This is a genomic window from Streptomyces sp. NPDC053069 (assembly GCF_044546895.1).
Lineage (GTDB): Bacteria > Actinomycetota > Actinomycetes > Streptomycetales > Streptomycetaceae > Streptomyces.
In genome coordinates this window covers 81,597-105,385 of sequence record NZ_JBITZN010000014.1, presented here as the reverse complement: position 1 = coordinate 105,385, position 23,789 = coordinate 81,597, and the positions used below count along the sequence as shown (strand labels likewise).

19 protein-coding genes, 1 tRNA gene and 2 pseudogenes are annotated in these 23,789 nt (G+C 71.4%); 14 read left to right on the top strand and 8 right to left on the bottom strand.

The genetic code is table 11. The annotated features are described in order from the left end of the window. Positions 1–2: 2 nt before the first annotated feature. The 4 genes from tmk (at position 3) to ACIGXP_RS29165 (ending at position 6,757) form a co-directional block, all read left to right on the top strand. Positions 3–3,365: a dTMP kinase gene (gene tmk, locus ACIGXP_RS29180; protein ID WP_399773255.1), complete on the top strand. Its 3,363-nt coding sequence runs from the start codon at positions 3–5 to the stop codon at positions 3,363–3,365. A gap of 168 nt (positions 3,366–3,533) precedes the next feature. Beyond that, positions 3,534–4,739 (top strand): DNA polymerase III subunit delta', encoded by a 1,206-nt coding sequence (locus ACIGXP_RS29175; protein ID WP_399773252.1) that lies wholly within the window; start codon positions 3,534–3,536, stop codon positions 4,737–4,739. Between the two features lie 227 nt (positions 4,740–4,966). Then, entirely contained in the window at positions 4,967–6,571 is a 1,605-nt protein-coding gene (locus ACIGXP_RS29170; protein ID WP_363217566.1) for an alpha/beta hydrolase, read from the top strand. A 109-nt stretch (positions 6,572–6,680) separates the two neighbouring features. Further along, positions 6,681–6,757: transfer RNA gene (locus ACIGXP_RS29165), tRNA-Thr, on the top strand. 149 nt (positions 6,758–6,906) lie between these two features. Here ACIGXP_RS29165 and ACIGXP_RS29160 read toward each other — a convergent pair. Beyond that, positions 6,907–7,128: pseudogene (locus ACIGXP_RS29160) on the bottom strand (ATP-binding protein); the annotation flags it as partial. Then, positions 7,125–7,610, bottom strand: a pseudogene (locus ACIGXP_RS29155) (DNA primase); the annotation flags it as partial. The pseudogenes ACIGXP_RS29160 and ACIGXP_RS29155, both read right to left, overlap by 4 nt. A 311-nt stretch (positions 7,611–7,921) precedes the next feature. Between ACIGXP_RS29155 and ACIGXP_RS29150 the strand changes: the two are divergent. The 4 genes from ACIGXP_RS29150 to ACIGXP_RS29135 all read left to right on the top strand — a co-directional run bounded on the left by ACIGXP_RS29150 (position 7,922) and on the right by ACIGXP_RS29135 (position 15,661). Beyond that, positions 7,922–9,217 (top strand): hypothetical protein, encoded by a 1,296-nt coding sequence (locus tag ACIGXP_RS29150; protein ID WP_399773249.1) that lies wholly within the window; start codon positions 7,922–7,924, stop codon positions 9,215–9,217. 62 nt (positions 9,218–9,279) lie between these two features. Further along, positions 9,280–9,957, top strand: a complete 678-nt coding sequence (locus tag ACIGXP_RS29145; protein ID WP_399773246.1) for a hypothetical protein — start codon at positions 9,280–9,282, stop codon at positions 9,955–9,957. A gap of 870 nt (positions 9,958–10,827) precedes the next feature. Continuing rightward, a complete protein-coding gene (locus ACIGXP_RS29140) occupies positions 10,828–11,721 on the top strand; it encodes a glycosyltransferase (protein ID WP_363217568.1) in 894 nt (297 codons plus the stop codon). A gap of 454 nt (positions 11,722–12,175) precedes the next feature. Continuing rightward, complete coding sequence (locus tag ACIGXP_RS29135) at positions 12,176–15,661, top strand: BTAD domain-containing putative transcriptional regulator (protein WP_399773243.1); 3,486 nt, start codon at positions 12,176–12,178, stop codon at positions 15,659–15,661. A gap of 33 nt (positions 15,662–15,694) precedes the next feature. On the opposite strand, the gene ACIGXP_RS29130 is transcribed toward ACIGXP_RS29135, so the two are convergent. Both ACIGXP_RS29130 and ACIGXP_RS29125 read right to left on the bottom strand, forming a co-directional pair. After that, complete coding sequence (locus ACIGXP_RS29130) at positions 15,695–17,395, bottom strand: bifunctional 3'-5' exonuclease/DNA polymerase (protein ID WP_399773241.1); 1,701 nt, start codon at positions 17,393–17,395, stop codon at positions 15,695–15,697. Between the two features lie 48 nt (positions 17,396–17,443). Next, the gene (locus ACIGXP_RS29125; RefSeq protein WP_399773239.1) at positions 17,444–18,193 is read right to left on the bottom strand and encodes a Clp protease N-terminal domain-containing protein; all 750 of its coding nucleotides are present in this window, start codon (positions 18,191–18,193) and stop codon (positions 17,444–17,446) included. Positions 18,194–18,406: 213 nt separating this feature from the next. On the opposite strand from ACIGXP_RS29125, the gene ACIGXP_RS29120 reads away from it, so the two are divergent. After that, a complete protein-coding gene (locus ACIGXP_RS29120) occupies positions 18,407–19,516 on the top strand; it encodes a DUF2786 domain-containing protein (RefSeq protein ID WP_399773236.1) in 1,110 nt (369 codons plus the stop codon). Positions 19,517–19,570: 54 nt separating this feature from the next. On the opposite strand, the gene ACIGXP_RS29115 is transcribed toward ACIGXP_RS29120, so the two are convergent. The 4 genes from ACIGXP_RS29115 to rpmB all read right to left on the bottom strand — a co-directional run bounded on the left by ACIGXP_RS29115 (position 19,571) and on the right by rpmB (position 21,323). Next, complete coding sequence (locus tag ACIGXP_RS29115) at positions 19,571–20,086, bottom strand: DUF4232 domain-containing protein (RefSeq protein ID WP_399773233.1); 516 nt, start codon at positions 20,084–20,086, stop codon at positions 19,571–19,573. 112 nt (positions 20,087–20,198) lie between these two features. Further along, entirely contained in the window at positions 20,199–20,678 is a 480-nt protein-coding gene (locus ACIGXP_RS29110; RefSeq protein WP_399773230.1) for a hypothetical protein, read from the bottom strand. A 103-nt stretch (positions 20,679–20,781) separates the two neighbouring features. Beyond that, positions 20,782–21,087, bottom strand: a complete 306-nt coding sequence (rpsN, locus tag ACIGXP_RS29105) for a 30S ribosomal protein S14 (protein WP_363217575.1) — start codon at positions 21,085–21,087, stop codon at positions 20,782–20,784. Further along, entirely contained in the window at positions 21,087–21,323 is a 237-nt protein-coding gene (gene rpmB / locus ACIGXP_RS29100; RefSeq protein ID WP_399773228.1) for a 50S ribosomal protein L28, read from the bottom strand. The genes rpsN and rpmB overlap by 1 nt, the downstream gene beginning before the upstream one ends. Positions 21,324–21,384: 61 nt before the next feature. Here rpmB and rpmG point away from each other — a divergent pair, with 61 nt between their 5' ends. The 5 genes from rpmG (at position 21,385) to ACIGXP_RS29075 (ending at position 23,771) form a co-directional block, all read left to right on the top strand. Further along, positions 21,385–21,549, top strand: a complete 165-nt coding sequence (gene rpmG / locus ACIGXP_RS29095; RefSeq protein WP_043502886.1) for a 50S ribosomal protein L33 — start codon at positions 21,385–21,387, stop codon at positions 21,547–21,549. An 8-nt stretch (positions 21,550–21,557) separates the two neighbouring features. After that, a complete protein-coding gene (locus ACIGXP_RS29090) occupies positions 21,558–21,812 on the top strand; it encodes a type B 50S ribosomal protein L31 (RefSeq protein WP_399773224.1) in 255 nt (84 codons plus the stop codon). Beyond that, positions 21,809–23,104 (top strand): GTP-binding protein, encoded by a 1,296-nt coding sequence (locus ACIGXP_RS29085; protein WP_399773223.1) that lies wholly within the window; start codon positions 21,809–21,811, stop codon positions 23,102–23,104. The genes ACIGXP_RS29090 and ACIGXP_RS29085 overlap by 4 nt, the downstream gene beginning before the upstream one ends. After that, positions 23,104–23,331 carry a 30S ribosomal protein S18 gene (gene rpsR, locus ACIGXP_RS29080; protein WP_399773220.1) on the top strand — a complete coding sequence of 76 codons (228 nt, stop codon included), beginning with the start codon at positions 23,104–23,106 and terminating at the stop codon, positions 23,329–23,331. Before ACIGXP_RS29085 ends, rpsR begins: the two co-directional genes overlap by 1 nt. Positions 23,332–23,396: 65 nt before the next feature. Then, complete coding sequence (locus ACIGXP_RS29075) at positions 23,397–23,771, top strand: VOC family protein (protein ID WP_399773217.1); 375 nt, start codon at positions 23,397–23,399, stop codon at positions 23,769–23,771. Positions 23,772–23,789 lie beyond the last annotated feature (18 nt).

Below are 23,789 nucleotides of genomic sequence, written 5' to 3'. Positions count from 1 at the left end.
GCATGACGCGAGCCGAGCAGCCAACGGCCCCCACCACAGCCCCGGACGACGCCCTGGTCGCGGACTCCCGCGAGCGCGCCGTCCGTTCCCTGCTGCGCCGACCGCAGCTGCGGCGCCTGTGGAGCGCGCAGCTGGTGAGCGGTGTCGGCGACAGCCTGGCACTCTTCGTCCTGGTCGTCCTCACCCTCCAGGCGGCGATCGCCCAGGGCGCGTTCGGCGGTGGATACCGGGGCGTGGCGTTCGCAGTGGCGACGGTCTTCGCGGCGCGTGTCCTCGCCGCGCTGCTGTTCGGCGCGGTCCTCCTCGGCCCGCTGACCACGCTCACCGCTCAGGAGGGTCCGCTCGACCGCCGCTGGACCATGGTCGGCGCCGACGGCGTGCGCGCCGCCCTGTTGATCGTCGCCCCCCTGTGGATCGACTGGACGCCGGACAACGCGCTGGCCGTCGTACTGGTCACCGCCTTCGTCACCGGCGTCGCCGAGCGCCTGTGGACGGTGTGCCGGGAGAGCGCGGCTCCGGCCCTGCTGCCCGGCCCGCCCCCGGAGGGCGCCACCGTACGGCCGCTGCCGGACCACATGGACGCCCTGCGCCGCCTCTCGCTGCGCACCAGCTTCCTGGCCGTCCCGCTGGCGGCCGCCGCGCTGGTCGTCGCCGGCCTGTTCAACAACCTGCTGGGCACCGGCGTGGTCTGGTTCGACCAGCACCACGCGGCCCTCGGGGCGTATGTGGCGGCCGGCCTGTTCGCCGCCTCCCTGTCCGTGCTGACCTTCCTGGAGCTGCCCGACACACGCACCCCGCGCGCACGGTCCCCGCTGGAGGGCCTGCGCCGCCCGCGCACCGGCACCGGCGTGGACAAGGGCCGTACGGGCGTGATCCCGCTGCTCGTCCCGGCCTGCGCCGCGGTCGCCGGAGCCATCGCGGCGGCCGTGTCGGTGTGCGTGCTGCACGCCACCGACCTGGGCGGCGGACCGGTGCTGTACGGCCTGCTGGTGCTGGGCCTGACCGGCGGTGTCGCCGTCGGCATCCGTACGGCCCCCACGCTGCTGCCCTCGCTCTCGCGCCGCCGGCTGCTCGCCCTCGCGATCGCCTTCACCGGTATCGCCCTGCTGGCCGCCGGGCTGGTCCCCGACGTCACCACGGTGCTGCTGATCGTCACGCTGGCCGGTGTCACCGCGGGAGTGGCCGCGAACACCGGGCACGCCCTGCTCGACCAGGAGACCGAGGACTACCGCCGGGCGCGTGTCACCGAGCACCTGCACGCGGTCGTCCGGGTCTTCATAGCGCTCGGCGCGCTGATCGCACCCGTGGTCGCCGGGCTCATCGGCCGCCACCGCCTGGAGAACGGCAGGTTCGTCTTCGCGCACGGCGGCGCCTCCTTCACGCTGATGCTGGTCGGCGCCCTGCTGCTGCCCGTGGCGGCGCTGGTGCTCGCCAAGGTCGACGACCGCTCCGGCATCCCGCTGCGCCAGGACCTCAAGGACGCGCTGCTCGGCGGCGACGACCCGGTCGAGGCACCGGCGGCGAACGGTTTCTTCATCGTGCTGGAGGGCGGCGACGGCGCCGGCAAGTCCACCCAGGCCGAGGCCCTCGCCGAGTGGATCCGCGCCAAGGGCCACGAGGTCGTGCTCACCCGCGAGCCGGGCGCCACGCCCGTCGGCAAGCGGCTGCGCTCGATCCTGCTGGACGTGTCCTCGGCGGGCCTGTCCCACCGCGCGGAGGCGCTGCTGTACGCCGCCGACCGCGCCGAGCACGTCGACACGGTCGTACGCCCCGCCCTGGAGCGCGGTGCGGTCGTGATCTCCGACCGTTACATTGACTCCTCCGTCGCCTACCAGGGCGCCGGCCGCGACCTGTCCCCGACCGAGATCGCCCGCATCAACCGCTGGGCGACCAACGGGCTCGTCCCGCACCTGACCGTCCTGCTGGACGTCTCGCCGGAGACCGCCCGCGAGCGGTTCACCGAGGCGCCGGACCGCCTGGAGTCCGAGCCGGCGGAGTTCCATGCGCGCGTGAGGTCCGGCTTCCTCACCCTGGCCGCCTCCGACCCCGGCCGCTACCTGGTGGTGGACGCCGGTCAGGAGCCGGAGGCCGTCACCACCGTCGTCCGGCACCGGCTCGACACCGTGCTGCCGCTGTCCGAGGCCGAGATCAAGGCCCAGGAGGAGGCGCGGAAGAAGGCCGAGGAGGAGGCCCGTCGCAAGGCCGAGGAAGAGGCCGCGCGCAAGGCCGAGGAGGAGCGCCTGGAGCGTGAGCGCCAGGAGGAGCTGGCCCGGCTGCGCGCCGAGGAGGAGGAGCGCAAGCGCCGCGAGCTGGAGGAGGCGCAGCGCCGCGAGGCCGAACGGCAGGCGGAGGAGGCCCGGCAGCGGGCGGCGGAAGCGGCCCGGCGCGCGGAGGAGGAGCGGCTGCGCCTCCTCGCCGAGGAGAAGGCCCGTGCCGAGGAGGAGGCCCGCCGCAGGGCCGAGGAGGAGCGGCGCCGCAAGCAGGCCGAGGAGGAGGCCCGGCTGCGCGCCGAGGAAGAGGCCCGGCAGGCCCGGCTGCGTGCCGAGGAGGAAGCGCAGCGCCTGGAGAAGCAGCGCAAGGCCGAGGAGGCGCTGCTGCGCGCCGAGGAGGCCCGGCGGCAGGCGGCCGAGGCAGCGGCGGCGGCCGACACGGCGGCCCGCAGGTCCAGCATGCCCCTGCCGACCGCGCCGGGCGTGGCTTCGGACGCGGTGACGGTTCCCACGCCCGTGGTGTCACCGGGTCCGCGCGGCACCGAGGAGACGCTCCCGACGCCCGCGGTCTCTCCGGGACCGGGTGAGCCTGGCACGCGCGGGACGGGCACGGACGAGACGACGGTGCTGCGCCCTGTGCGTGACGAACGGAACGGCCGGGGCGAGGTGGGCGAGCAGCGGAACGCCGCTGGTCCGGCCGAGCCCGGCTCCGACGCCGAGGTGACGGCCGAGCTGCCGCAGCCGCCGTCGGTTCCGGGCGCGGCGGACGAGACGACGGTGCTGCCTCCGGTGGGTCCGGGGCCGGCGGATGAGACGACGGTGCTGCCGCCGGTCTCGGGTGCGGCGGATGAGACGGCCGTACTGCCGCCGGTACGGGGTGACGCGCCGGCGGACCGGGTGCCGCCCGGCTTCTTCCGGGACGAGCGGCCCGCCGCGGGCCCCGACGGCTCCGAGGACCGTACGCGCGAGATGCCCCGGATCGACACCGACGGAAACCCTGCCCGCCGGCCTCGGCCCGACTGGGCCGAGGAGACCCCGCTGGACGATCTGCCGTCGCTGGCGGACGAGCTGCTGGGCTCGTACGACGAGAAGAACCGGGGCAACCCCGACGAGGAGCAGGGCCGCAGCGGCCGCGGCCGGGGCCGACGCGGCTGAGACGGTCCCTCGTGGGCACGGCTCGGGGCGGCACCGATCGGAACGGCGATCGGCGCCGCCCTCGTCTTTCACCACCCTCGGGGCAACATCCGCCGGACCGCGTTGTCAGTGCCCGCCCGCACAATGGAGGGACGGAACGCGGAGTGTGACGGAAGGGCGGCGTGACCCATGACCGTATGGGACGACCTCGTCGGGCAGGAGAAGCTGAGCGCGGTGCTCGACGCGGCCGCGCGGGACGCCGACGCCCTCGTCACGGCCGCCGCGGCCGACGAGCCGCTGCCGGAGGCGTCGAAGATGACGCACGCCTGGCTGTTCACGGGCCCGCCCGGAGCCGGCCGGAACCAGGCGGCGAGGGCCTTCGCCGCGGCCCTGCAGTGTGTGAGCCCCGACCGCGCCCTCGGCGGCTCCCCCGGCTGCGGCTTCTGCGACGGCTGCCACACCGCGCTGCTCGGCACCCACGCGGACGTCACCACGGTGGCTGCGGTGGGCTCCGAGATCCTCGTGAAGGACATGCGGGACACGGTCCGCAAGTCGTTCACCGCCCCGGCGAACGGCCGCTGGCAGATCATCCTGGTCGAGGACGCCGAGCGGCTGAACGAGAAGTCGGCGAACGCCGTCCTCAAGGCCGTGGAGGAGCCCGCCCCGCGCACGGTCTGGCTGCTGTGCGCCCCCTCCGTCGAGGACGTCCTGCCGACGATCCGCTCCCGCTGCCGCCACCTGAACCTGCGCACGCCGTCCGTCGAAGCGGTCGCCGACATGCTCGTACGGCGTGACGGCATCGAGCCCGCGGTCGCGACGGCCGCCGCCCGCGCCACCCAGGGGCACGTCGACCGCGCCCGGCGCCTCGCCACCGACCCGGCGGCCCGCGAGCGCCGCATGGCCGTGCTCAAACTGCCGCTGCGCCTGGACGAGGTCGGCGCGTGCCTCAAGGCCGCCCAGGAACTGGTCGACGCGGCCGCCGAGGACGCCAAGCAGCTGGCCGAGGAGATGGACGGCAAGGAGGCCGAGGAGCTGAAGGCCGCACTGGGCGCGGCCCAGGGCGGCCGGCTGCCGCGCGGCACGGCGGGTGTGATGAAGGACCTGGAGGACATGCAGAAGCGCCGCAGAACCCGCACGCAGCGCGACAGCCTCGATGTCGCCCTCGGCGATCTCACCGCCTTCTACCGCGATGTCCTCGCCCTTCAGCTCGGTTCCCGCGTGGCGATCGCCAACGCCGACGCCGAGGACGCCCTGGAGCGGCTGGCGCGCGGCAGCAGCCCGGAAGCCACGCTCCGCCGCATCGAGGCCATCGCCGCGTGCCGCGAGGCCCTCGACCGCAATGTGGCTCCGCTGCTGGCGGTGGAGGCGATGACAATGGCACTGCGGGCGGGCTGACACCCCGCACCGCGGGCCGGTCGCCGCCGGTGCCGGGACCGCCCCGGAGCCGGGGAGCCGAGTGCCCCCGGCGCGCTTCGGCCCGGCCCCCTGCCGGACCAAGGCGGCCCATGAACACCGCTCTGACACCCTTGGAGACACCCCTCGGAGGTGCGGTTGTGTACCCCGTACGAGCCATAATTCCCACGCACCGCGTCCGATCCGTCGCTCAGCGTTACGCTCGCTTGATGCACCTCAGGCCATCCCTCCGCCGGACCCGGAGCCCCCGCGCCCGCACGACGGCCCGCCTCACGACCACCCTTCTCGCGGCCGTCGCCCTGCTCGCGTCCGCCTGCTCCTCCGGGAGCTCCACCACGTCGGCCGACGGTGCGACGGACGCGGCGCTGGCCGCGCTGCCGCGCGCGACACCGTCGGCGCTGGCGCCGTACTACAGCCAGAAGCTGCACTGGCGCAGTTGCGGTGTCTCCGGCTTCCAGTGCGCGACGATGAAGGCCCCCCTCGACTACGCCAAGCCAGCTTCGGGTGACGTCCGGCTCGCCGTCGCCCGGAAGAAGGCCACCGGCAAGGGCAAGCCGCTCGGTTCGCTGCTGGTCAACCCGGGCGGACCGGGCGGCTCGGCGGTCGCCTACCTGCAGGGTTACGCGGGGATCGGCTACCCGGCCGACGTCCGTGCCCGCTATGACATGGTCGCCGTGGACCCGCGGGGCGTCGCCCGCAGTGAGCCCGTCGAGTGCCTCGACGGCCACCAGATGGACGTGTACACACAGACGGACCTGACGCCCGACGACCAGCAGGAGCGGAACGCGCTGGTCACGGCGGACAAGAAGTTCGCGGAGAGCTGCGGGGCGCGTTCGGCGCGGCTGTTGCGGCACGTCTCCACCGTCGAGGCGGCGCGGGACATGGACATCCTGCGGACGGCCCTCGGTGATCCGAAGCTGAACTACGTGGGAGCGTCGTACGGCACGTTTCTCGGGGCGACGTACGCCGGGCTGTTCCCCGACCGGGTGGGCCGGGTGGTCCTGGACGGCGCGATGGACCCCTCCCTGGACGCCCGGAAGCTGAACCTGGAGCAGACGGCCGGCTTCGAGACCGCGTTCCAGGCGTTCGCGAAGGACTGCGTACGGCACTCCGACTGCCCGCTCGGCGGCAAGGGCACGACGCCCGCGCAGGTCGGGGACCACCTCAGGGCGTTCTTCCGCAAGCTCGACGCGCATCCCGTCCCGGCGGGCGACGCGGACGGCCGCAAGCTGGGCGAGGCGCTGGCCACGACCGGGGTGATCGCGGCGATGTACGACCAGGGCACATGGGAGCAGCTGCGCGGGGCGCTGACCTCCGCGATGAAGAAGAACAACGGCGCGGGCCTGCTCGCGCTCTCCGACAGCTACTACGAACGGGACGCCGACGGCCACTACAGCAACCTGATGATGGCCAACGCCGCCGTGAACTGCCTGGACCTGCCGCCCGCCTTCACCGGCCCCGACCAGGTGGAGAAGGCGCTGCCCGCCTTCGAGAAGGCGTCCCCGGTCTTCGGTGCCGGTCTGGCCTGGGCGTCGCTGAACTGCACGTACTGGCCGGTGAAGGCCACGGGTGAGCCGCACCGCATCCGCGCCGGGGGCGCGGCGCCGATCGTGGTGGTCGGCACCACCCGCGACCCGGCGACCCCCTACCGCTGGGCGCAGGCCCTGTCCCGCCAGCTGTCCTCGGCCCGTCTCCTGACCTACGTCGGCGACGGCCACACCGCCTACGGCCGCGGCAGCACCTGCATCGACACGGCGATCAACACCTACCTGCTCCACGGCACCCCACCGACCGAGGGAAAGCGCTGCTCGTAACCCCGCCCACCGGCCTCGGAGCCACCCGCCCCGGGGCTGGTACGAAGCACCCCCGGAAACTGTGTAGACTTACCGACGTCGCTGATCGCACCATCGGTGCAGCAGGCGCGCCGCTTTAGCTCAGATGGCCAGAGCAACGCACTCGTAATGCGTAGGTCTCGGGTTCGAATCCCGAAAGCGGCTCCACTGAAGCCCAGCTCAGACTTGTCTGAGCTGGGCTTTTGCGTTCAGTGGATGTGACGGCGGCGCAGGGAGCGTGCTGCGCGGGTGTCGGTCGTCTCTCTTCTGGTCTCAGTGGAGCCGGAATCGGGGTCGTCGGTGTACAGGACGCGCTTGGTCGCGCAGTCGAATCCGGGGGCGACGCGGATGTGGACAGGCTGCACGTCCTCGGCAGGCGCGAGGGCTTCGAACGGGGAGCGGAGGCGGGCCGGCCACAGGGTGGGCGTTGTTCTGCGTGTACACGGCCCCCTCGGCGGTGCGGAGTACCGGAAATGCGCCCAGGCGTAGTCAGTGATGACCTCGCGGGTCGGGTTGTTTTCGTCGTCGGCCTTGGTCACAGTTCCACCCGGCCGACGCCGTTGGTCCACGTGCCGGGGCGATTCCCCTTTGCCTGAGCGGCGGTGAACAGCCGCGCGATGTGAGCGTCGGTGAGGCAGCCGCACCGGCCATGGTGGACAGCACGGCTAGAAACGTCCGGTACACGGTCGTGTGGACTGCGCTGCGGGCCTCGGTGATGCGCTGTTCAGCCATGGTGACCGCGTTCCAGGTAGGCGGAACGTTCGGTGGCGGCACGCCCCGGCCGCCGGCCGGTGCGGGCACGGTGATTGCGGGTGGGCACCATCCGGGTGCTGGGCAGGGACTGGCCGGCCCATTCGATGGCCGCTGCATCGTCCAGGTCCACGGTTATCCCGGCCCCGCCGGGGTGATAGCCGACCGCCGCAGTGTGCCGCCACGCCGGGACCCACGACGGCGAGGTGAGCACGCGAGATTCGATGGTGGCGGCGGCCCACTCGTGGCACGGGGCCGGCCACAGGCATGGCAGACCGCCAGGACGACCGGAATGAAGCCGACGCCATCGCTTCCAAGGTGGGAATATCCGCCAACCGGGAAAGGGTCGCTGATGACATCAGGCGGGATTGCTCATTCTGGTGCCCGGAGGACTTCGACCTCCCCCATCGGCGTTCCGACGATCTCTGCCAGCGGCCGGCGGAAACGGCGGATTAGGGATGGACCGCAGGACGGTAGCGATACCTCTACGGTCGCTTGAGTTCCGCGACCTGCTTCTGTCTCGACTCCCCAAACGGAGTAGTCCAGGATGCTGGCGAGCACCATCACTGTGACCATGATTTCATGGGCAAGAATTTTTCGAGCAGACTAGCCGCCAGCCCACGGTTAGCATACCTGTATGGGCACATTACGCCCATCACAATGATCCTGGGCCTGCTTGTCTCGGCTGCATTCCTCGGTCTCATGGGGGTCAGTGATGTGGCTGGAGCAATCACGTACCTTGGGCGACTTACAGGCGTTCTCATGGTCGTTGGCGCCGGAATCTGCCTACTTGCCGCAGTCGCCTCGTTCGACTATTGGGGGCAGGTGCACGTCAAGTTTTCGGGAGCTTTTGTTCTGCTCGGGGCGATGACTGTTCTGGGCCACAACTTGATGATGATGTCCCTGCAGATCCAGGGACGTGAATACACTCCCTACGTCTTCGTGTGGATCACACTCATAGCCTGGTCGATTTGGGCTCTATGGACCCTGCTGCACAAAAAAGGCGTATGGAAGGATATCCCAGCACCACGGCAGTTTGCGATTGGAGTCCTTGCCTCTGGACTTATCGCAGTGGGGAACTTCGCGTATTCGCAAATATACCTGCCATATTCAAATCCTGAGAACATTTCAAATCGTGTTGTATTCGGAAAGCCGACAGCAAGGGCGGGCGGTGGAACACTGCTGCCCGTAAAGTTGGAAGTGAGCAATATCGGCAAAGTCGGCGTTTCTATCGTAAATTCTGTCTACTCGGTCGTCGGGGAGTATGCCGAAAAGGATGTCCTGAGGGGGCAGGCAGATTGGATGGAAGAACTGACCAACAATGGAGATGCCGCGATCCATCAGAGCATTGGCCCACCGAGTCAGGTCTTGATTGAGTCCGGGCGGATTGTCGCGCCGGATTCATGGCTGGAGCCGGGGGAAACCATAACCGAAGAAAAAATCATTGAGCTCGACAAGGCGAGTCCCTATGACGCGATCGAAGCCTCAAGCGACGTCCTGCTCACCCGGAGAGACCGGGTTACCCTGGAGTATGTCTCTATGGGCGATTCTTGGAATGACTGGCTGCAGCAGAGGGAACGGGCCCCTGATTGGGTAACACAGCCCGCAGCAAATAAGGACGTCCCGTTTGTGCGCTACGAGTATCGACTTCAGCCGGGCAGCGGTGTCCTGAGGTTTACACGACGTCCCAAATATCTTACTTCCTGGTGGATTCTAGATGCTGAAAGCCCGTACTTGGAGTCGACGGTTTCCTCGAAGCCCGGTACGGGTGCTAATCCTAGCGATAGAGAGCTTAGCGCATGGGTTAGAAGGTATGGATTTGTAGATAAACCTAGCGGGTATTCAGTGTGTCCTCTGACGGGACTCCCTGGACAATAGAGTTTTTGCGGTGAGATGTAGCGCCCGGTTGCGTACCCCTTAGGCCTACTGGAGAATCAGTCATGCCACTTCCCCTTGCTGTGACCCTGATCTGCGTGGGCCTGATGTTTATTACGCTCGCAGTGATCAACAGTGGACACCTTCCCCGTTCGAAGGCCTCGAGAATGCGGCGGAAGGTTCGCCTTACCCTAGCATTTCTGGGTGCCTTGATGGTAATCGGCAATGTCGTACTTTTGATTGCTCCAAGCACCAATCGCCCTCTTGGGCACAAGAGTAGGTCAACACCGTCGGCAACACCCTCGCTAAATGTCGATGCGGCGTTGAATGTACTGGCATATCACGCCGTGGCGGAAAGTGAATGGAGCAATTGCAAAAGAACTGCAGACGTGCCGTTATCGGCAATTGGCTATGTCTGCGGAAAAAGTGATGATCCCGGACACGCGAAGTACATCGCTTTCCCGACTCTTAAATCCATGCGCGCCTATTTTGATGCGACTTCTAACGCTGCGCCGGCTAAGCGCTCTCAATGCAACAGCATCGAGGACTATCTATCGGGCGGCGGTCATCGAAATATCGACAAGCCGGGTATTCATGGAGAGCTGGCATGCTTCTGGCGAGTAGGGGAGTTCTGGATTGCATTGGCTTATGACGATTACAAGATCGCAGGGTTGGCGAAAATGAACAGCGATCAAGAGGTTGCAGACTTCCTCAATTGGGTCCTTAAAGGAATCCGTAAATAGTGGCATGCGGTGACGAGTCAACACACTGAACTACCTGTTTGTGCGCAGGACGCGGCTGAAAAGCGGCGTACTGTCATGGCGGGATGTCGCGCTTGGGGCAGGCTTCCTCAGCGCACGCGTTCCAGGCTCGGCGAGTGCGGATTCGACGGTGGCGGTTCACGACCGGGCTGCTTCGCAGCGAGAGTGACGTACTCCATCAGCCGATGAGGGCAGTTGGCCCTCCGCTCGTCTGGCCGATGCGATCCCCGAGCCTTCAAGGTTGGCTACGGTCTCAGTTGTGGTCTCGATCATCGCTTGTTCGTGAATTCCCGCCATCGTCCGCCGTCCGAAACCGAACCAGGAGTGGAGACCCGTTTCTCGGACATCCGCGGACCCTGGCAGACCAAGATCGGACAACTCCTAATGCGTAGCGGCCCTGACCGCGCGCATCTGCAGCAAGGGTCGTACGGATTGCCGGTTGTGTTCCCGGGCTGCTCTCGTCTGGATCAGGCTGACCCAGAGCGAACCAAGCGCTATCAAGACCGCGCAGACGGCGATAACCGTATCGGCGCCCATGATCCCCCCGGTGCCTTGGTGTCGAGGATGAGACTCTTTCGCCGGAAGCGCGGCGAACCGGCTTGGTCGCGCCCCGGTCGTGACACAGATACCGCCTCCTGGGCGGCATGGCCACCCGCCCGGAGCTGCGCCGCCCGTCGCCTCGCTGCCCGTTGGTCGCCGCCCGCACAGGAAACGTGCGGGTGAATCCGGAGCAAAAGGGCCGCAAAGTGAATCGGGGCCGGGTGAACCCGCGGAGCTGAGGCAACATCTTGGTGAACGGCGGGCACCGCGTTCAGGGGGCGGCGCCGCCGTCGGCCGGATGGGGTGAGTGACGTGGTGGAGCCGAGGATCGCCGTGGCCGTGGTGACCATGGGCAACCGGCCGGCGGAGGTCGACGCCCTGCTGGAGTCCGTGGCCAAGCAGGACCTCGCCCCCGCCCGCATCGTCATCGTCGGCAACGGCTGCCGGCTGCCCGAGTTCGCCCGCCGGCTCTCCCTGCCCGGCGAGGTCACCACCATCGACGTGGAGGAGAACCTCGGCTGTCCGGGCGGCCGCAACGTCGCGCTCGCCCGGCTGCGGGAGTACGGCGACGTCGACGTCGTCGTGGAACTGGACGACGACGGGCTGCTCGTCGACGCCGATGTGCTGCGACGCGTACGGGACCTGTACGCCGCCGATCCGCGCCTCGGCATCGTCGGCTTCCGCATCGCCGACGAGCACGGCGAGACCCAGCAGCGGCACGTGCCCCGCGTGGGCAAGTCGGATCCGATGCGCGGCGGTTACGTCACCGGCTTCCTCGGCGGCGGACATGCCCTGAGCATGGCCATGCTGGCCGAAACCGGGGACTGGCCCGCCGAGTTCTTCTTCGCGCACGAGGAGACCGACCTCGCCTGGCGCGCCGCGGACGCCGGCTGGAAGATCCTCTACGCTCCCGAGCTGCTGCTCCAGCACCCCAAGACCTCACCGGCCCGGCACGCCATCTACTACCGCGTCAACGCCCGTAACCGTGTCTGGCTCGTCCGGCGCCGGCTGCCGTTGCCGCTGATTCCCGTGCATCTCGGCGTGTGGGTCCTGCTCACCCTGGCCCGCACCCGCTCCCCGGCCGGGCTGAAGGCATGGTTCGCCGGTTTCGCGGAGGGGCTCCGGAGGCCGGCCGGCGAGCGCCGCCCGATGCGCTGGCGGACGGTGTGGCGACTGACCCGGCTGGGGCGCCCGCCGGTGATGTGAGGAGCGGTTCCGCCGGGGAACCGCGCCCTGCCGGCGGGCCGACCGGCGCAAAGGAGTCGTGGCGGAGGGGACGGGACGGGGCCCCGGGCGTTCACCTCCGCCGACCGGGGCCCCTTGCGTCCCCGGATCCAGCCTGCGGCGACACTCCCCCGAGTTACGCGACATACGCGCGCGCCGTTGGACCAGATCCGATGGAGATGATCACATCAGGATTCGCCAACGGATCGCTAACATGTGGCCAACGGTTCGTCGGCAGGTCGAGGGCTCGTTGGCCGGAACTTGCCGACGGTATCCGGAATCAAGCCGTCGGACAGGCCGATCCGGGGCCGGACCGGCAGGCGGAAGGTGGCGGGAAACCGTTGTGGACAGGCGGATTTCCGCCAAGGATCGGCGGGCGCACGCTCGCCGCGGAGCACGGTCGGCCCCGACCGCGGGAAGGCAGTGGAGCGGCGTGATGCGGCGGTGCGGGCTGCGGTTCGGACTGCTGGGACCGCCGGTCCTGTACGACCGACCGCCATTCGGAATCTCGACCAAGTCCCCCGGTGCAGATCCCGGAGAACCTGCCACCGGCGGCACGCCGCAGGGCACCCCGCACGGCGCCCCGCACGGCAAGCCCACCCCCGACGGCTCCGACGCCACCGACGACCCCGACACATCTGGCGCCCCGGGCGCCACCGCCCCCGGCGACACCGCGTCCCCCGAGTCCGCCCCCAACAGCCCCGACAACCTCGTCCGTGCCATCGGCAGCCCCAAAGTGCGCGCACTGCTCGCCGCGTTGCTGCTGGAGCCGGGCCGGGTCGTGTCGGTGGAGTCGCTGAAGGACGCCCTGTGGGGCGGGGCGCCGCCGGTCTCCGCGCAGGCGTCCCTGCACAACCACGTGACCCGGCTGCGCCGGCTCCTGGACGACCCCGACCGGCTCAGGGCCGTAGCGCCGGGATACGTACTGCGCGTCGATCACGGCGAGTTGGACGTGCACGTCTTCGACGCCCGGGTCGCCGAGGCGCGGGCCGCGCACGCCCGGCGGGACTGGCCGGGTGTCGTACGGGCCTGCGCGGCCGGACTCGCGCTCTGGCGCGGCGCCCCGCTCAGCGGACTCCCCGCCGACCTCGGCGGTTACGCCCTGGTGCAGCGCCTGGAGGAGGCTCGGCTGCTCCTGCTGGAGTGGCGCTACGACGCCGAACTCGCCCTCGGCGGCGCACGATTGGTCGAAATTGTCCCCGAGCTGGCGGCGCTGGTCGCCGAGCACCCGCTGCGCGAGGCGTATCACCGTCAGCTCATGCTCGCCCTGCACCGCACCGGCCGTCAGGCCGAGGCGCTCGCCGTGCACCGTGATCTGCGCGCCCGCCTGGTCGAGGAACTCGGCATCGAACCCGGCACCGCGGTCCGTGAGGCGCATGTCGAGGTGCTGCGGGGGAGCGACGAGGAGGGTGACGCCCGCCGGCCGGGCGTGAAGAGCGATGTCCGTCAACCGCGCCGGGACGACCGCCCCTTGGACGCCGATACCGATGCAGAAACCGAGGGGGAGGGGCCGGGTGCGACGCCGGTCCCGCACCCGGCCGGTGCCCCGGAGGTCCGGCAGGCCCCGCGGCCGGCCCAGCTGCCGCCCCCGCCTGCCCATTTCACCGGTCGTGCCGACGTCCGCCGCGAGCTGCGGCACGCGCTCACCGAGCCGCCCGCTCCGGCCCCCGCCATCGCCGTGATCAGCGGCATGGCGGGCGTCGGCAAGAGCGCGCTCGCCCTGGATGTCGCGCACGGGCTGCGGGAACGATTCCCCGACGGTCAGCTGTACGTCAACCTGCACGGCGCCACCCCCGGCATGACCCCGCTCCCCTCCGCGCAGGCGCTCGCCGCGCTGCTTCGGGACCTGGGTGTCGAGCCCCGCAGCATCCCGGAGCACCCGGACGCGGCGGCCGCCCTGCTCCGCTCGCTGCTCGCGCCGGCCCGCATCCTGCTGGTGCTGGACGATGCGGCGAGCGCGGCCCAGGTACGGCTCCTGCTGCCGGCCGGGCCTGGCTGTGCCGTGATCGTCACCAGCCGCTCGCCGCTGACCGCGCTCGACGGCGCCCGGCGCTTCCCGCTCGCCCCGCTGACCGGTGAGGACAGCGCGGCGCTGCTCCGCGCCGTGAGCGGACGCGAGGGACTGGACGCCGGTCACGCCCTGGTCGAGCTGACCGGCGGGCTCCCGCTGGCGCTGCGCGTCGTCGCCGCCCGGCTCGCCGCCCGTCGCGCCCTCACCCCGGATGCGTTGGCGGGCCAACTCGCCGAGACCGGTGGGCGGTTGCGGCACCTGGAGTACGACGACCTGAGCGTCCGGCGCTCCCTGGCCGTCGCCCACGACGCGCTCGCCGCCGCCGAGCGCGAGGCCGACCGGGACGCGGCCCTCACCCTGCGCCACATCGGCGCGCTCGACCTGCCGACCTATGGCGCCCCGCTGATCGCCCGCCTCACCGGCACCGACGAGCGCCGCGCCGAGGCCGCCCTCGACCGCCTGGTCGACGTCGCCCTGCTGGAGGAGACGGCCTACGGCCGCTACGCCCCGCACGACCTGGTCCGCGACTTCGCCCGCGAACTGGCCGACACGGGGAAGGCGACGGGGACGGGCGCGGGGAGGGACGCAGGGAAAGGCGCAGGGAAGGACACGCGGAAGGGCCCAGGGGAGGAGCCGGCGAAGGACCCGGAGAAGGACCCCGGCGCGTGGGTGGCCGGTGCCCCGTCCGGCGCCGAGCCGGGGCGCGACGGCCACGGCCCGCGCCGGGAAACCGCCGGCCCGGGCGGTGCCGCCGCCGCGTCCGGCTCCCTCCCGGTCCCCGCCCCGGATCCGACCGCCCTGCGCTGGTACGCCGCCGTGGCCGAGCGGCTGCTGGAGGCGATCGCGGAGCCCGGGCTCGACCAGGACGACCGGCGCCGGCCGACCGCCGCACAGCCGCCGGACCATGCGACGGACCTGGCCGGGATGGCGCGCTTCGAGTCCGCCGAACAGGCCTTCGCCTGGGGCGAGGTGGAGCTGGAGAACGTGGTCGCCCTGGTGTCACGGAACGCGGACACGCTCGACGCGGAACGGGCCGCTCCTCTCTCGGTGCTGGCACGGCTGCTCTTTCCGTATGTCCAGCGCAGCGGACGGGTCGCCGAGATGGAGGTGCTGGGGCGGGCCGCGCTCGGCGCGGCGCGGCTGCTCGGGGACGCGCCGGCCGAGGCGTATGCGCTGGGCGACCTGGCGGGCCTGCACTTCCTGGCCGGCCGGCAGAAGGACGCCCTCGCCCTCACCGACCAGTCGCTGGAGATCTGGCGGCGGCTCGGTGTGGCCTCGCGGATCCGGCGCTGCCTGAACAACCGCGGGCTGCTGCTGGAGGGGCTCGGGCGGTTCGAGGAGTCCGGGGAGGCGCTGCGGCAGAGTCTCGCGTACTCCCGGCAGCTGAACGACCCCTACGGGGAGGCTGTCACCCACAGCCACCTCGGCAACCTCTACGAGCACACCGACCCGCGCGCCGCCATCGAGCAGCACCGGCGCTCGCTGGCGATCGGGGACGCGATCGGCGCGGTCATCCTGCAGCACTCGGCGCACTGCAACATCGGCTACGCCCATCTCAGCCTGGGCGAACCGGGTGCCGCCGCCGAGCACTTCGAGGAGAGCCTGCGCATTCTCGGCGGCCACGGCGACTGGCACGGCGAGTCCCAGACCCGGCTCGGCCTGGTCCGTGCGCTGCGGCAGCTGGGGGAGACCGAGCGGGCGGCCCACGAGTGCGCCGAGCTGCTCAGCCGGGCCGACGCCCGCGCCGACGGGTACACGGGCGGCCTGGCCCGGCACCAGCAGGGGCTGCTGCTGCGCGCGCAGGGACGTCGGCCGGAGGCGCACGACGCCTGGCACGCGGCACTCGCGGCGCTGGACGGCACGGACGAGCAGGCGGTCGTGACCGAGCTGCGCGAACTTCTCGCGGAGTGATCGAAGAGCGGCCGAAGTGTCCTGGAACGGCGTTCATTTGGCGTCGGCATAGCACTCCACCACCGCTGTCGTGAACGGGAACCGCACCGGTGTCTCGCCGAAGGTCAGGCGGCCGGCGAGGTCGGCGGCGGCGCGGATGGCCCGGACGACCGTGTCGGCCTCCTCGGCGGGGCAGTGCACGATCACCTCGTCGTGCTGGAAGAAGACCAGCTCGGCCTTGAGGTCCGCGCAGGCCCGACGGAGCGCGGCGAGCATCAGCAGGGCCCAGTCGGCGGCGCTGCCCTGGACGACGAAGTTCCGCGTGAAGCGGCCCCGCGCACGGGAGTTGACGGAGGCGTAACCCGGAACCCAGGCGGCCTGGCCGTCGGCCTGTGTCTCGGCATCGTCCTCGCCGACGGGGATGCCCGCCTCCTCCGCGGCGTCCTCGCCGGCTCCGGCGGCCGGCGGGCAGGTGCGGCCCAGCCAGGTGCGCACCAGCCGGCCCTCCTCGCCCGCACGGGCCGCCTCGTCGACGTAGGCGACGGCCTTCGGGAAGCGGCGGCGCAGCGCGGCCAGGTTCTTCAGGCCGTCGCCCGAGGTCTGGCCGTAGACCGCGCCGAGTACGGCGAGTTTGGCCTGGTCGCGGTCGCCGGAGAAGGCGCGGTCGGACACCGACTGGTAGAGGTCGCCCTCGCGGCCGGCGACCTCCATCAGACCGGGGTCCCGGGAGATGGCGGCGAGCACGCGCGGTTCCATCTGGTCGGCGTCGGCCACCACCAGCCGCCAGCCGGGGTCGGCGACCACGGCCCGGCGGATCACCTTGGGGATCTGCAGTCCGCCCCCGCCGTTGGTCACCCAGCGTCCGGTGACCGTGCCGCCGGCCAGGAACTCGGGGCGGAAACGGCCCTCGCGCACCCAGTCCTGCAGCCAGGACCAGCCGTGCGCCACCCAGATGCGGTACAGCCTCTTGTACTCCAGCAGAGGCGCGACGGCCGGGTGGTCGACGGACTGGATCTCCCAGCGGCGGGTCGAGCGCACCTTGATCCCGGCCTGCGCGAACGCCTTGACGACGTCCGCGGGCAGGTCGGGGCGCACCCGGCGGCCGAAGGCGGCGGACACCTCGTCGGCCAGCTCGGCGAGGCGGCGCGGCTCGCCGCCGCCCGCATAGCGCTCGCCCAGCAGGTCGTGCAGCAGGCTGCGGTGGACCTCGGCGCTCCAGGGGAGGCCCGCGTGGTTCATCTCGGCGGCCACCAGCATGCCGGCCGACTCGGCGGCCGTCAGCAGGCGCATCCGGTCGGGGTGGGCGGTCTCCTCGTGCCGTCTGAGCTGCCCGGCGTAGACCGCGAGGAGGTCGGTCAGGGGCAGCCGGGTGCCGGTGGGCTCGAACAGGGGGGACTGCGCGCCCGGTTCGGCCGAACGCTGGGGCGGGTCGGGCGGTACGGGGCCGCCCCGGAGGCGGGCCAGGGCGGCGGCGGCCGAGCGCGGCTCGCCGTATCGGCCCTCGTGGCCCAGCAGGAGTGTCTCGGCGTCCTCGATGTCGTAGCACCGCTCCACTCGCACCCCCGTGGCGAGCAGACGCGGGTAGACCTCGGGGGTGGACCGCCACACCCAGCGCGTCACCTCCGGGCGGCTCCGCACCGCCCCGGCGAGATCGCTCTCCCGCCGCACCGGCCCGGCGGGCAGCCCGTCCGGGCCGAGGGGGGCGACCTCCACGCCTCCGTCCTCGGCCGGTGCGAGCGCCCACCGGTCGGTCATGACTGCGAGTGTGGCAGGCGGCACTGACAATGGCCCTGACCTGCTGTTTCAGTCCTCCCTGGATTCCTGGGCGGGTTCCTGGCGCTGCTCCGTCAGCAGCGCCAGAGCCTTGCCGAGATACTCCTCGGCCGCCGCCTTGGTGAGGCCGACGCCGCTGAGGACGCCCCGGCCGTTCTCGTGTTCCAGCAGGGCCAGCAGGATGTGCTCGGTGCCGATGTAGTTGTGGCCGAGCCGAAGGGCCTCGCGGAAGGTGAGCTCCAGGACCTTCTTGGCGTCGGGGCCGTAGGGGACGAGGCCGGGGACCTCCTCCGCGGCGGGAGGGAGCGCGGCGGTCGCCGCCTGGCGTACGGCGTCCAGGAGGACGCCCTGCTCGATGATCGCCTTCGCGGCCAGCCCCTCGGGCTCGGCCAGCAGGCCGAGGACCAGGTGCTCGGGGCGGCCCTCGGGGTTGCGGGCGGCCAGTGCCTCGTTGTGCGCGGCCATGACGACGTTCCGCGCGCGGGTGGTGTAGCGGCTGAAGTCGGCCGCGCCGAGGTCGGCGGACTCCTTCGGCACGAACCGCTTCTGCGCCGCCTGCCGGGTCACGCCCATGCTCCTGCCGATCTCGGTCCAGGAGGCGCCGGAGCGGCGGGCCTGGTCGACGAAGTGGCCGATCAGATGGTCGGCCACGTCGCCGAGGTGATCGGCTGCGATCACCGCGTCCTGCAGCTGTTCGAGAGGTTCGGAGTGGGATTTCCTGATGGCCTCGATGAGGTCGTCGAGACGTACGGATGCCGTGATGTTCTGACGGTTGGCCATGTGTCAACCGTAGGTTGCGCCCCTCGGACTGTCAACCATTGGTTGACACTCTGTCCCCGGCCGGTTTCCCGGCCGAGTGGCTACTTTGGTCCGGGCCGCCGCACCCGTCGGACACCGACGGCCCGATCGCTCCGCAGTGCCCGCCGCCCCTTCCTCCACAGCCTGTGGACAACGCTCGGCCGGGTGTCGGTGGGGCATGGCACGATCGACGATGTGACCAGCACTGCCAGCACCGTCGAGCGGGCTTTCCGGGCCGCCCTCTACGACGACAGCGACACCGGGCTCGACACCGGCGCCTCCCTGCTCGCCGCCGACCCCGCCGCGGACGCCGAACTCGCGCGCCGCGGCGAGGAGTTCGTCGCGACGGCCTGGCGGCGCGGCTGGCAGCCCGCCGACGTCGTCCGACTGGTGCGGCGCGAGCTGGAGGACGCGCATGTGCGCCGGGCCGCCGCGCTGATCCGTGCGCAGGCCGGGCAGGACCGCCCGCGGGGGCGTCGCTGGGCCGCCCAGCTGGCGGATCTGCCCGAGGCTCCCGCCCGCGAGACCGACCGCTTCACGCAGGCCACGACCGCACTGGAGCTGTACCGCCTGCTACTGCGCCTGCCCGCCCTGGAGCCCCTGGAGCAGGAGTCCCGCCCTGCTCCCGGCCCGGCCGCCGCCCGCATGCTCACCCGTATCCGGGCGCTGCTCGCCAAGGCCGAGGCGACCGGGTATCCCCAGGAGGCGGAGGCGCTCAGCGCCAAGGCGCAGGAGCTGATGGCACGGCACAGCGTCGACGAGGCGCTGCTCGCGGCCGGGGCACCCGCGCCGGACGCGCCCGGCGCCTGCCGGATAGGCGTCGAGCCGCCGTACGAACAGGCCAAGGCGGTCCTGCTCGACGCCGTGGCCGGCGCGAACCACTGCCGCGCGGTGTGGAACGAACCGCTGGGCTTCTCCACGGTCGTCGGCTACGAGGCGGACCTGGAGGCGGTCGAGCTGCTCTACACCTCGCTGCTGGTGCAGGCCACGCACGCGATGACCAGGGCGGAGGCCGCGCAGAGAGCCGGCGGGCGGAAGCGGACCAAGACCTTTCGGCAGTCGTTCCTGGCCGCCTACGCCCACCGCGTCGGCGACCGGCTCGCGGCCGCCGCCGAGACCCAGGTCACCCAGGACCTGCTGCCGGTCCTCGCCACCAGGGAGCTGGCCGTCACCGACCGGCTGGAACGCATGTTCCCCGAGACCACCACGACCCGACTGCGCGGCGTGAGCGACGCCGCCGGGTGGACGGAGGGTGCGCGGGCGGCGGACCGCGCCCGGGTCGGAGCCCGCCCCCGACTGGAGTGACGCCGCGCGGGCCGGAGTGACGCCGCGCGGGCCGGAGTGACGCCGCGCGGGCCGTCAGTCGCCGACCTGCTGGAAGGCACTCACGGAGGCGTCCGGACCGCTGCCGCCGGCCTGGGCCGCCACGGGGCCGTAGGACCAGGGGAAGCTCCGGGTGGTGGGGGAGCCAGGCAGGCTGATGGTCACGGTCTTGGCGTCCACGACGGTCTTGGCGCCCGCGTCGCCGCGCACATAGCTGATGGTGAAGGACGCCGAGTCGCCCTTGGCGAGCTTGAGCTTCTGCGCCTTCGCGCCCTTGAGCGCCGGCACGTCGGTCTTGGCGCCGCCTGCGTTCAGGACGACGCCCGCGAAGTGGTCCAGGGTGCAGGGCTTGCTCTGGTTGGTGATGCTGACGGGAATCTCGCCCGTGTCACCGGCCTTCGGCGCGACGCTCGCCGACCCGATCTGCACGGAGACCCCGCCGATCTCGCAGTCCGAGCTGTTCTTGCTCTCGCTCTTGCTCCCGCCACCGTTGCAAGCGGTGAGCAGCAGGGCGGCGGCGAGGGCCGTGACGGTGAGCGGAATGGCGCGCATGAGCAGGTCCCATCGAGGTCGTGACGGTGCCCCTGCATCATGGCGCCTGTGCGCCGCCCCCGCTCGCGCACCCCCTCGGAATCACCGCTTCAGGTGGCACGTCCCGCCGGCGTCACGGCTTCACCCGGGGCGGCGGTGCCGACGGCAGCTTGCCGCCCTCCGCCTTGGTGTACGTCTCCCGGCCGGTCCCGCCCGACCAGTTCACCGTCATGCCCTTGCCGTCCACCGAGTCGACCATGCCGGTGATCCGGTCCTTGTCGCCGTCGGGGCAGGTCAGATGGATCATCTGCATCCCCGCCTCCTCGCCCGCGGACCCCTGGCACCAGGTCTTGCGGCCGGTCACGAACAGCCCGGCCTTCTTCCCGGTGATCACCAGAGCCACGATCTTGCCCCCGCTGGTGGTGAGCCAGCTGCCCTGGAGCTTGCCGGAGGCGCCGGTCACGGCCGCGGAGCCCGAGCCGGCGGTGGGTGTCGCGGTCGCGCTCGGCGGCGCCGAGGGGGCGCTCTTGCCGCCCCCGTCACCGCCCCCGCTGCACGCGGTCAACGCGGCGAGCGCACCCACCAGCCCCGCGGCCACGGCTGCGGTCCGCACCCTTGCAGTCGCACTCCTTGCTGTCGCAGAAGTCACCGGAAAGCTCCCAAGCTGTAGCGGCCGGCCGCCCTCGGCCGGACGGCCCGCAGCAAGTTACCAGCCGTTACCAGGAGGACTTCCGGACGCCGGGCAGGAATCCGTTGTGAGCCTGCTCGCGCAGATTCACCCGGGACAGGCCGAAGGTACGCAGATATCCGCGCGGGCGGCCGTCGACCTGGTCGCGGTTGCGCACGCGCGTGGCGCTCGCGTCCCGCGGTTGCCTGCGCAACTCGGCCCGGGCGGCGAGCCGTTCGGCGTCCGTGGACGACGGCCGACGGATGATCTCCTTCAGTTCGGCGCGCCGGACGGCGTACCGGGCGACGACCGCCTTGCGCCGCTCGTTCTTCGCGATCTTGCTCTTCTTCGCCATCAGATCCGCACCCCCCGGGCGCGGATCCGGGCCACGGCCGCCTCGACGCCGATCGCGTCCACGGTCTTGATCCCCTTCGTGCTCAGCCGCAGCCGGACGTACCGGCCCTCGCCGGGCAGCCAGTAGCGCTTGCTCTGGATGTTCGGGTCGAAGCGGCGGGAGGTGCGCCGGTGGGAGCGGGAGATGTGGTTGCCGAAGCCCGGCCGGGTCCCGGTGAGCATGCAGTGCGCGGACATGGTGACGTAGCTCTCCTCAGACAGAGTTCGTAATGGAATTCATTTTCAGTAAGGTAGCAGCATGGCACGCAACGAACTCCGCCCGGTCGTCAGGCTCCGGTCCACCGCCGGGACCGGCTACACCTACGTGACCCGCAAGAACCGCCGCAACGACCCGGACCGCATGACGCTGCGCAAGTACGACCCGGTCGCCGGCCGGCACGTCGACTTCCGAGAGGAGCGCTGAAGGCCGCCATGCGCAAGGGAATCCATCCGGCCTACGGTCCCGTCGTCTTCCGTGACCGCGCCGCGAACCACGCCTTCCTGACTCGATCGACCATGACCAGTGAGAAGACGGTCGAGTGGGAGGACGGCACCACCTACCCCGTGGTGGACGTCGAGATCTCGGACCTCAGCCACCCCTTCTGCACCGGCACAGCGCGGGTGCTGGACACCGCCGGGCGCGTGGAGCGCTTCGAGCGCCGGTACGGGAAGCGGGGCGGGGCATGAGCCTCGCCGTGGCCGTCGTGAGCGGGCTGCACGCCGACGCCCGCAAGGCGGCCGTCGACCGCCTGCTCGCCGAGGTGTCCGGCAGCGTCGTACTCCATCACGACCTGTCGACGGCCGCCGCCGGCACGGTCGTCCGTACCATCCGCGACCGCGGCGGCGTCGTGACCGTGGGTGAGTCGCCGCTGGTCAACGACTGTGCGTGCTGCGCGCTGCGCGAGGACCTGGTGCCCGAGCTGCGCCGGCTCGCCCGCGACGGCACGACCCGGCTCGCGATCGTCGAGCTGTGGGACTCGGTCGAGCCCAAGGCGATGGCCGAGGTCGTCGCGTCCGGCGGCCTGACCGTCACCTCCGTGATCACGGCCGTGGACCCGGCGCTGGTGCTGCCGTACCTGGGCAACGGCGACGACCTCGCCGAGGCCGGCCTCGCCGCGGCGGCCACCGACCGGCGCACGGTCGCCGACACCTTCGCCCGGCAGCTGGAGTACGCCTCCGTCCTCGCCGTGGCCGACTCCCCGGAGGCCGACGACGAGGACCGCGAACTGCTCACCCAGCTCCACCCGACGGCCCACCGGGTCCCGATCCCCCCGGGACCCCCCGGACAAGCCCCCCGCCGGGACCCGCAGCCGCCAACAAGGGACATCCAGCCGACCTGCCAGGGCACGCAGGCGCAGCCCCCGGACGCACACGCCCCCTCAGTGGACGCCCACGCCCCCTCACCGGAAGCTCACGCCCCCTCCCCGAACCCCCGACCCCCCTCCCCCCTCGCCCAAGCCGCTCTCGCCGGTTTCGATGTGGAGGCCGCTGCGGCGGCCCAGCATCCGGCCTGTGCCCTGCTGCCCGTCGAGGCGGACGGGCACGGTGTGTCGACCCTGGTCTGGCACCGGCGCCGGCCCTTCCATCCGGAGCGGCTGTACGCCGCACTGGAGGACCTGACCTGCGCCGCGGCCCGCAGCCGGGGCCGGTTCTGGCTCGCCGACAAGCCGGACACGCTGTTGCACTGGGACGCGGCCGGCGGGGCGCTGTGCGTGGAGAGTGCCGGGCCGTGGCTGGCCGCGCTGCCCGACGCGGCCTGGGAGATGGTCCCGCCGGTACGCCGTGCCGCCGCCGCGCTGGACTGGCACCCCGAGCACGGCGACTGCTGCAACCACCTCGTGTTCACCTCGCCCGGCCTCGACCGTGACGGACTCACGCACCTGCTGGAGTCCTGTCTGCTCACCGACGCCGAGTACGCCGCGGGGCGCGACGCCTGGAAGAGGCTTCCGCCCGCCTTCGACACCCTGCTGGAGATCTGATGCCGCGCAAGAGCGACCGCAAGCCCGTCAAGGACCGCCCCAACCCGCTGGACCGGGCCGGGATCACCTACTACAAGGACACGGACCTGCTCCGAAGGTTCCTCTCCGACCGGGGCAAGATCCGCAGCCGCCGGGTCACCCGGGTCACCGCCCGGCAGCAGCGGCTGCTCGCGCGGGCCATCAAGAACGCCCGGGAGACGGCGCTGCTGCCGTATGCCAGCAGGTGAACGGGTATAGGTAGGCAATCCCCTACGATTGACGCGTAGGGAATTGCCTACCTATTCTCGATTGCATGGCCATCACGCACGCTTCCTTCGTCACCCTTCCGGTCTCCGACCAGGACCGCGCTCTGCGCTTCTACCGCGACGTCCTCGGCTTCACCGTCACCGCCGACCGGGACATGCCCCAGGGCCGCTGGCTCCAGGTGGCCCCCGAGGGCGCCCAGACGGTCTTCACGCTCTCCGGGCCCGGCATGGGCGGTTTCGAGCCCGGTTCCGCCCGGGGGATCATGTTGGTCACGACCGACGTCGACGCGGACTGTGCCCGGCTCGCCGCGGCCGGGACCCCTGTACAGGGCCCGGACGAACTGCCCTGGGGGCGCATGGCCTCCTTCACGGACCCCGACGGCAACGGTCTGATGCTGCTGACGGAGAAGGAAGGCTTCTGACCGCTCCATGAATCCGAC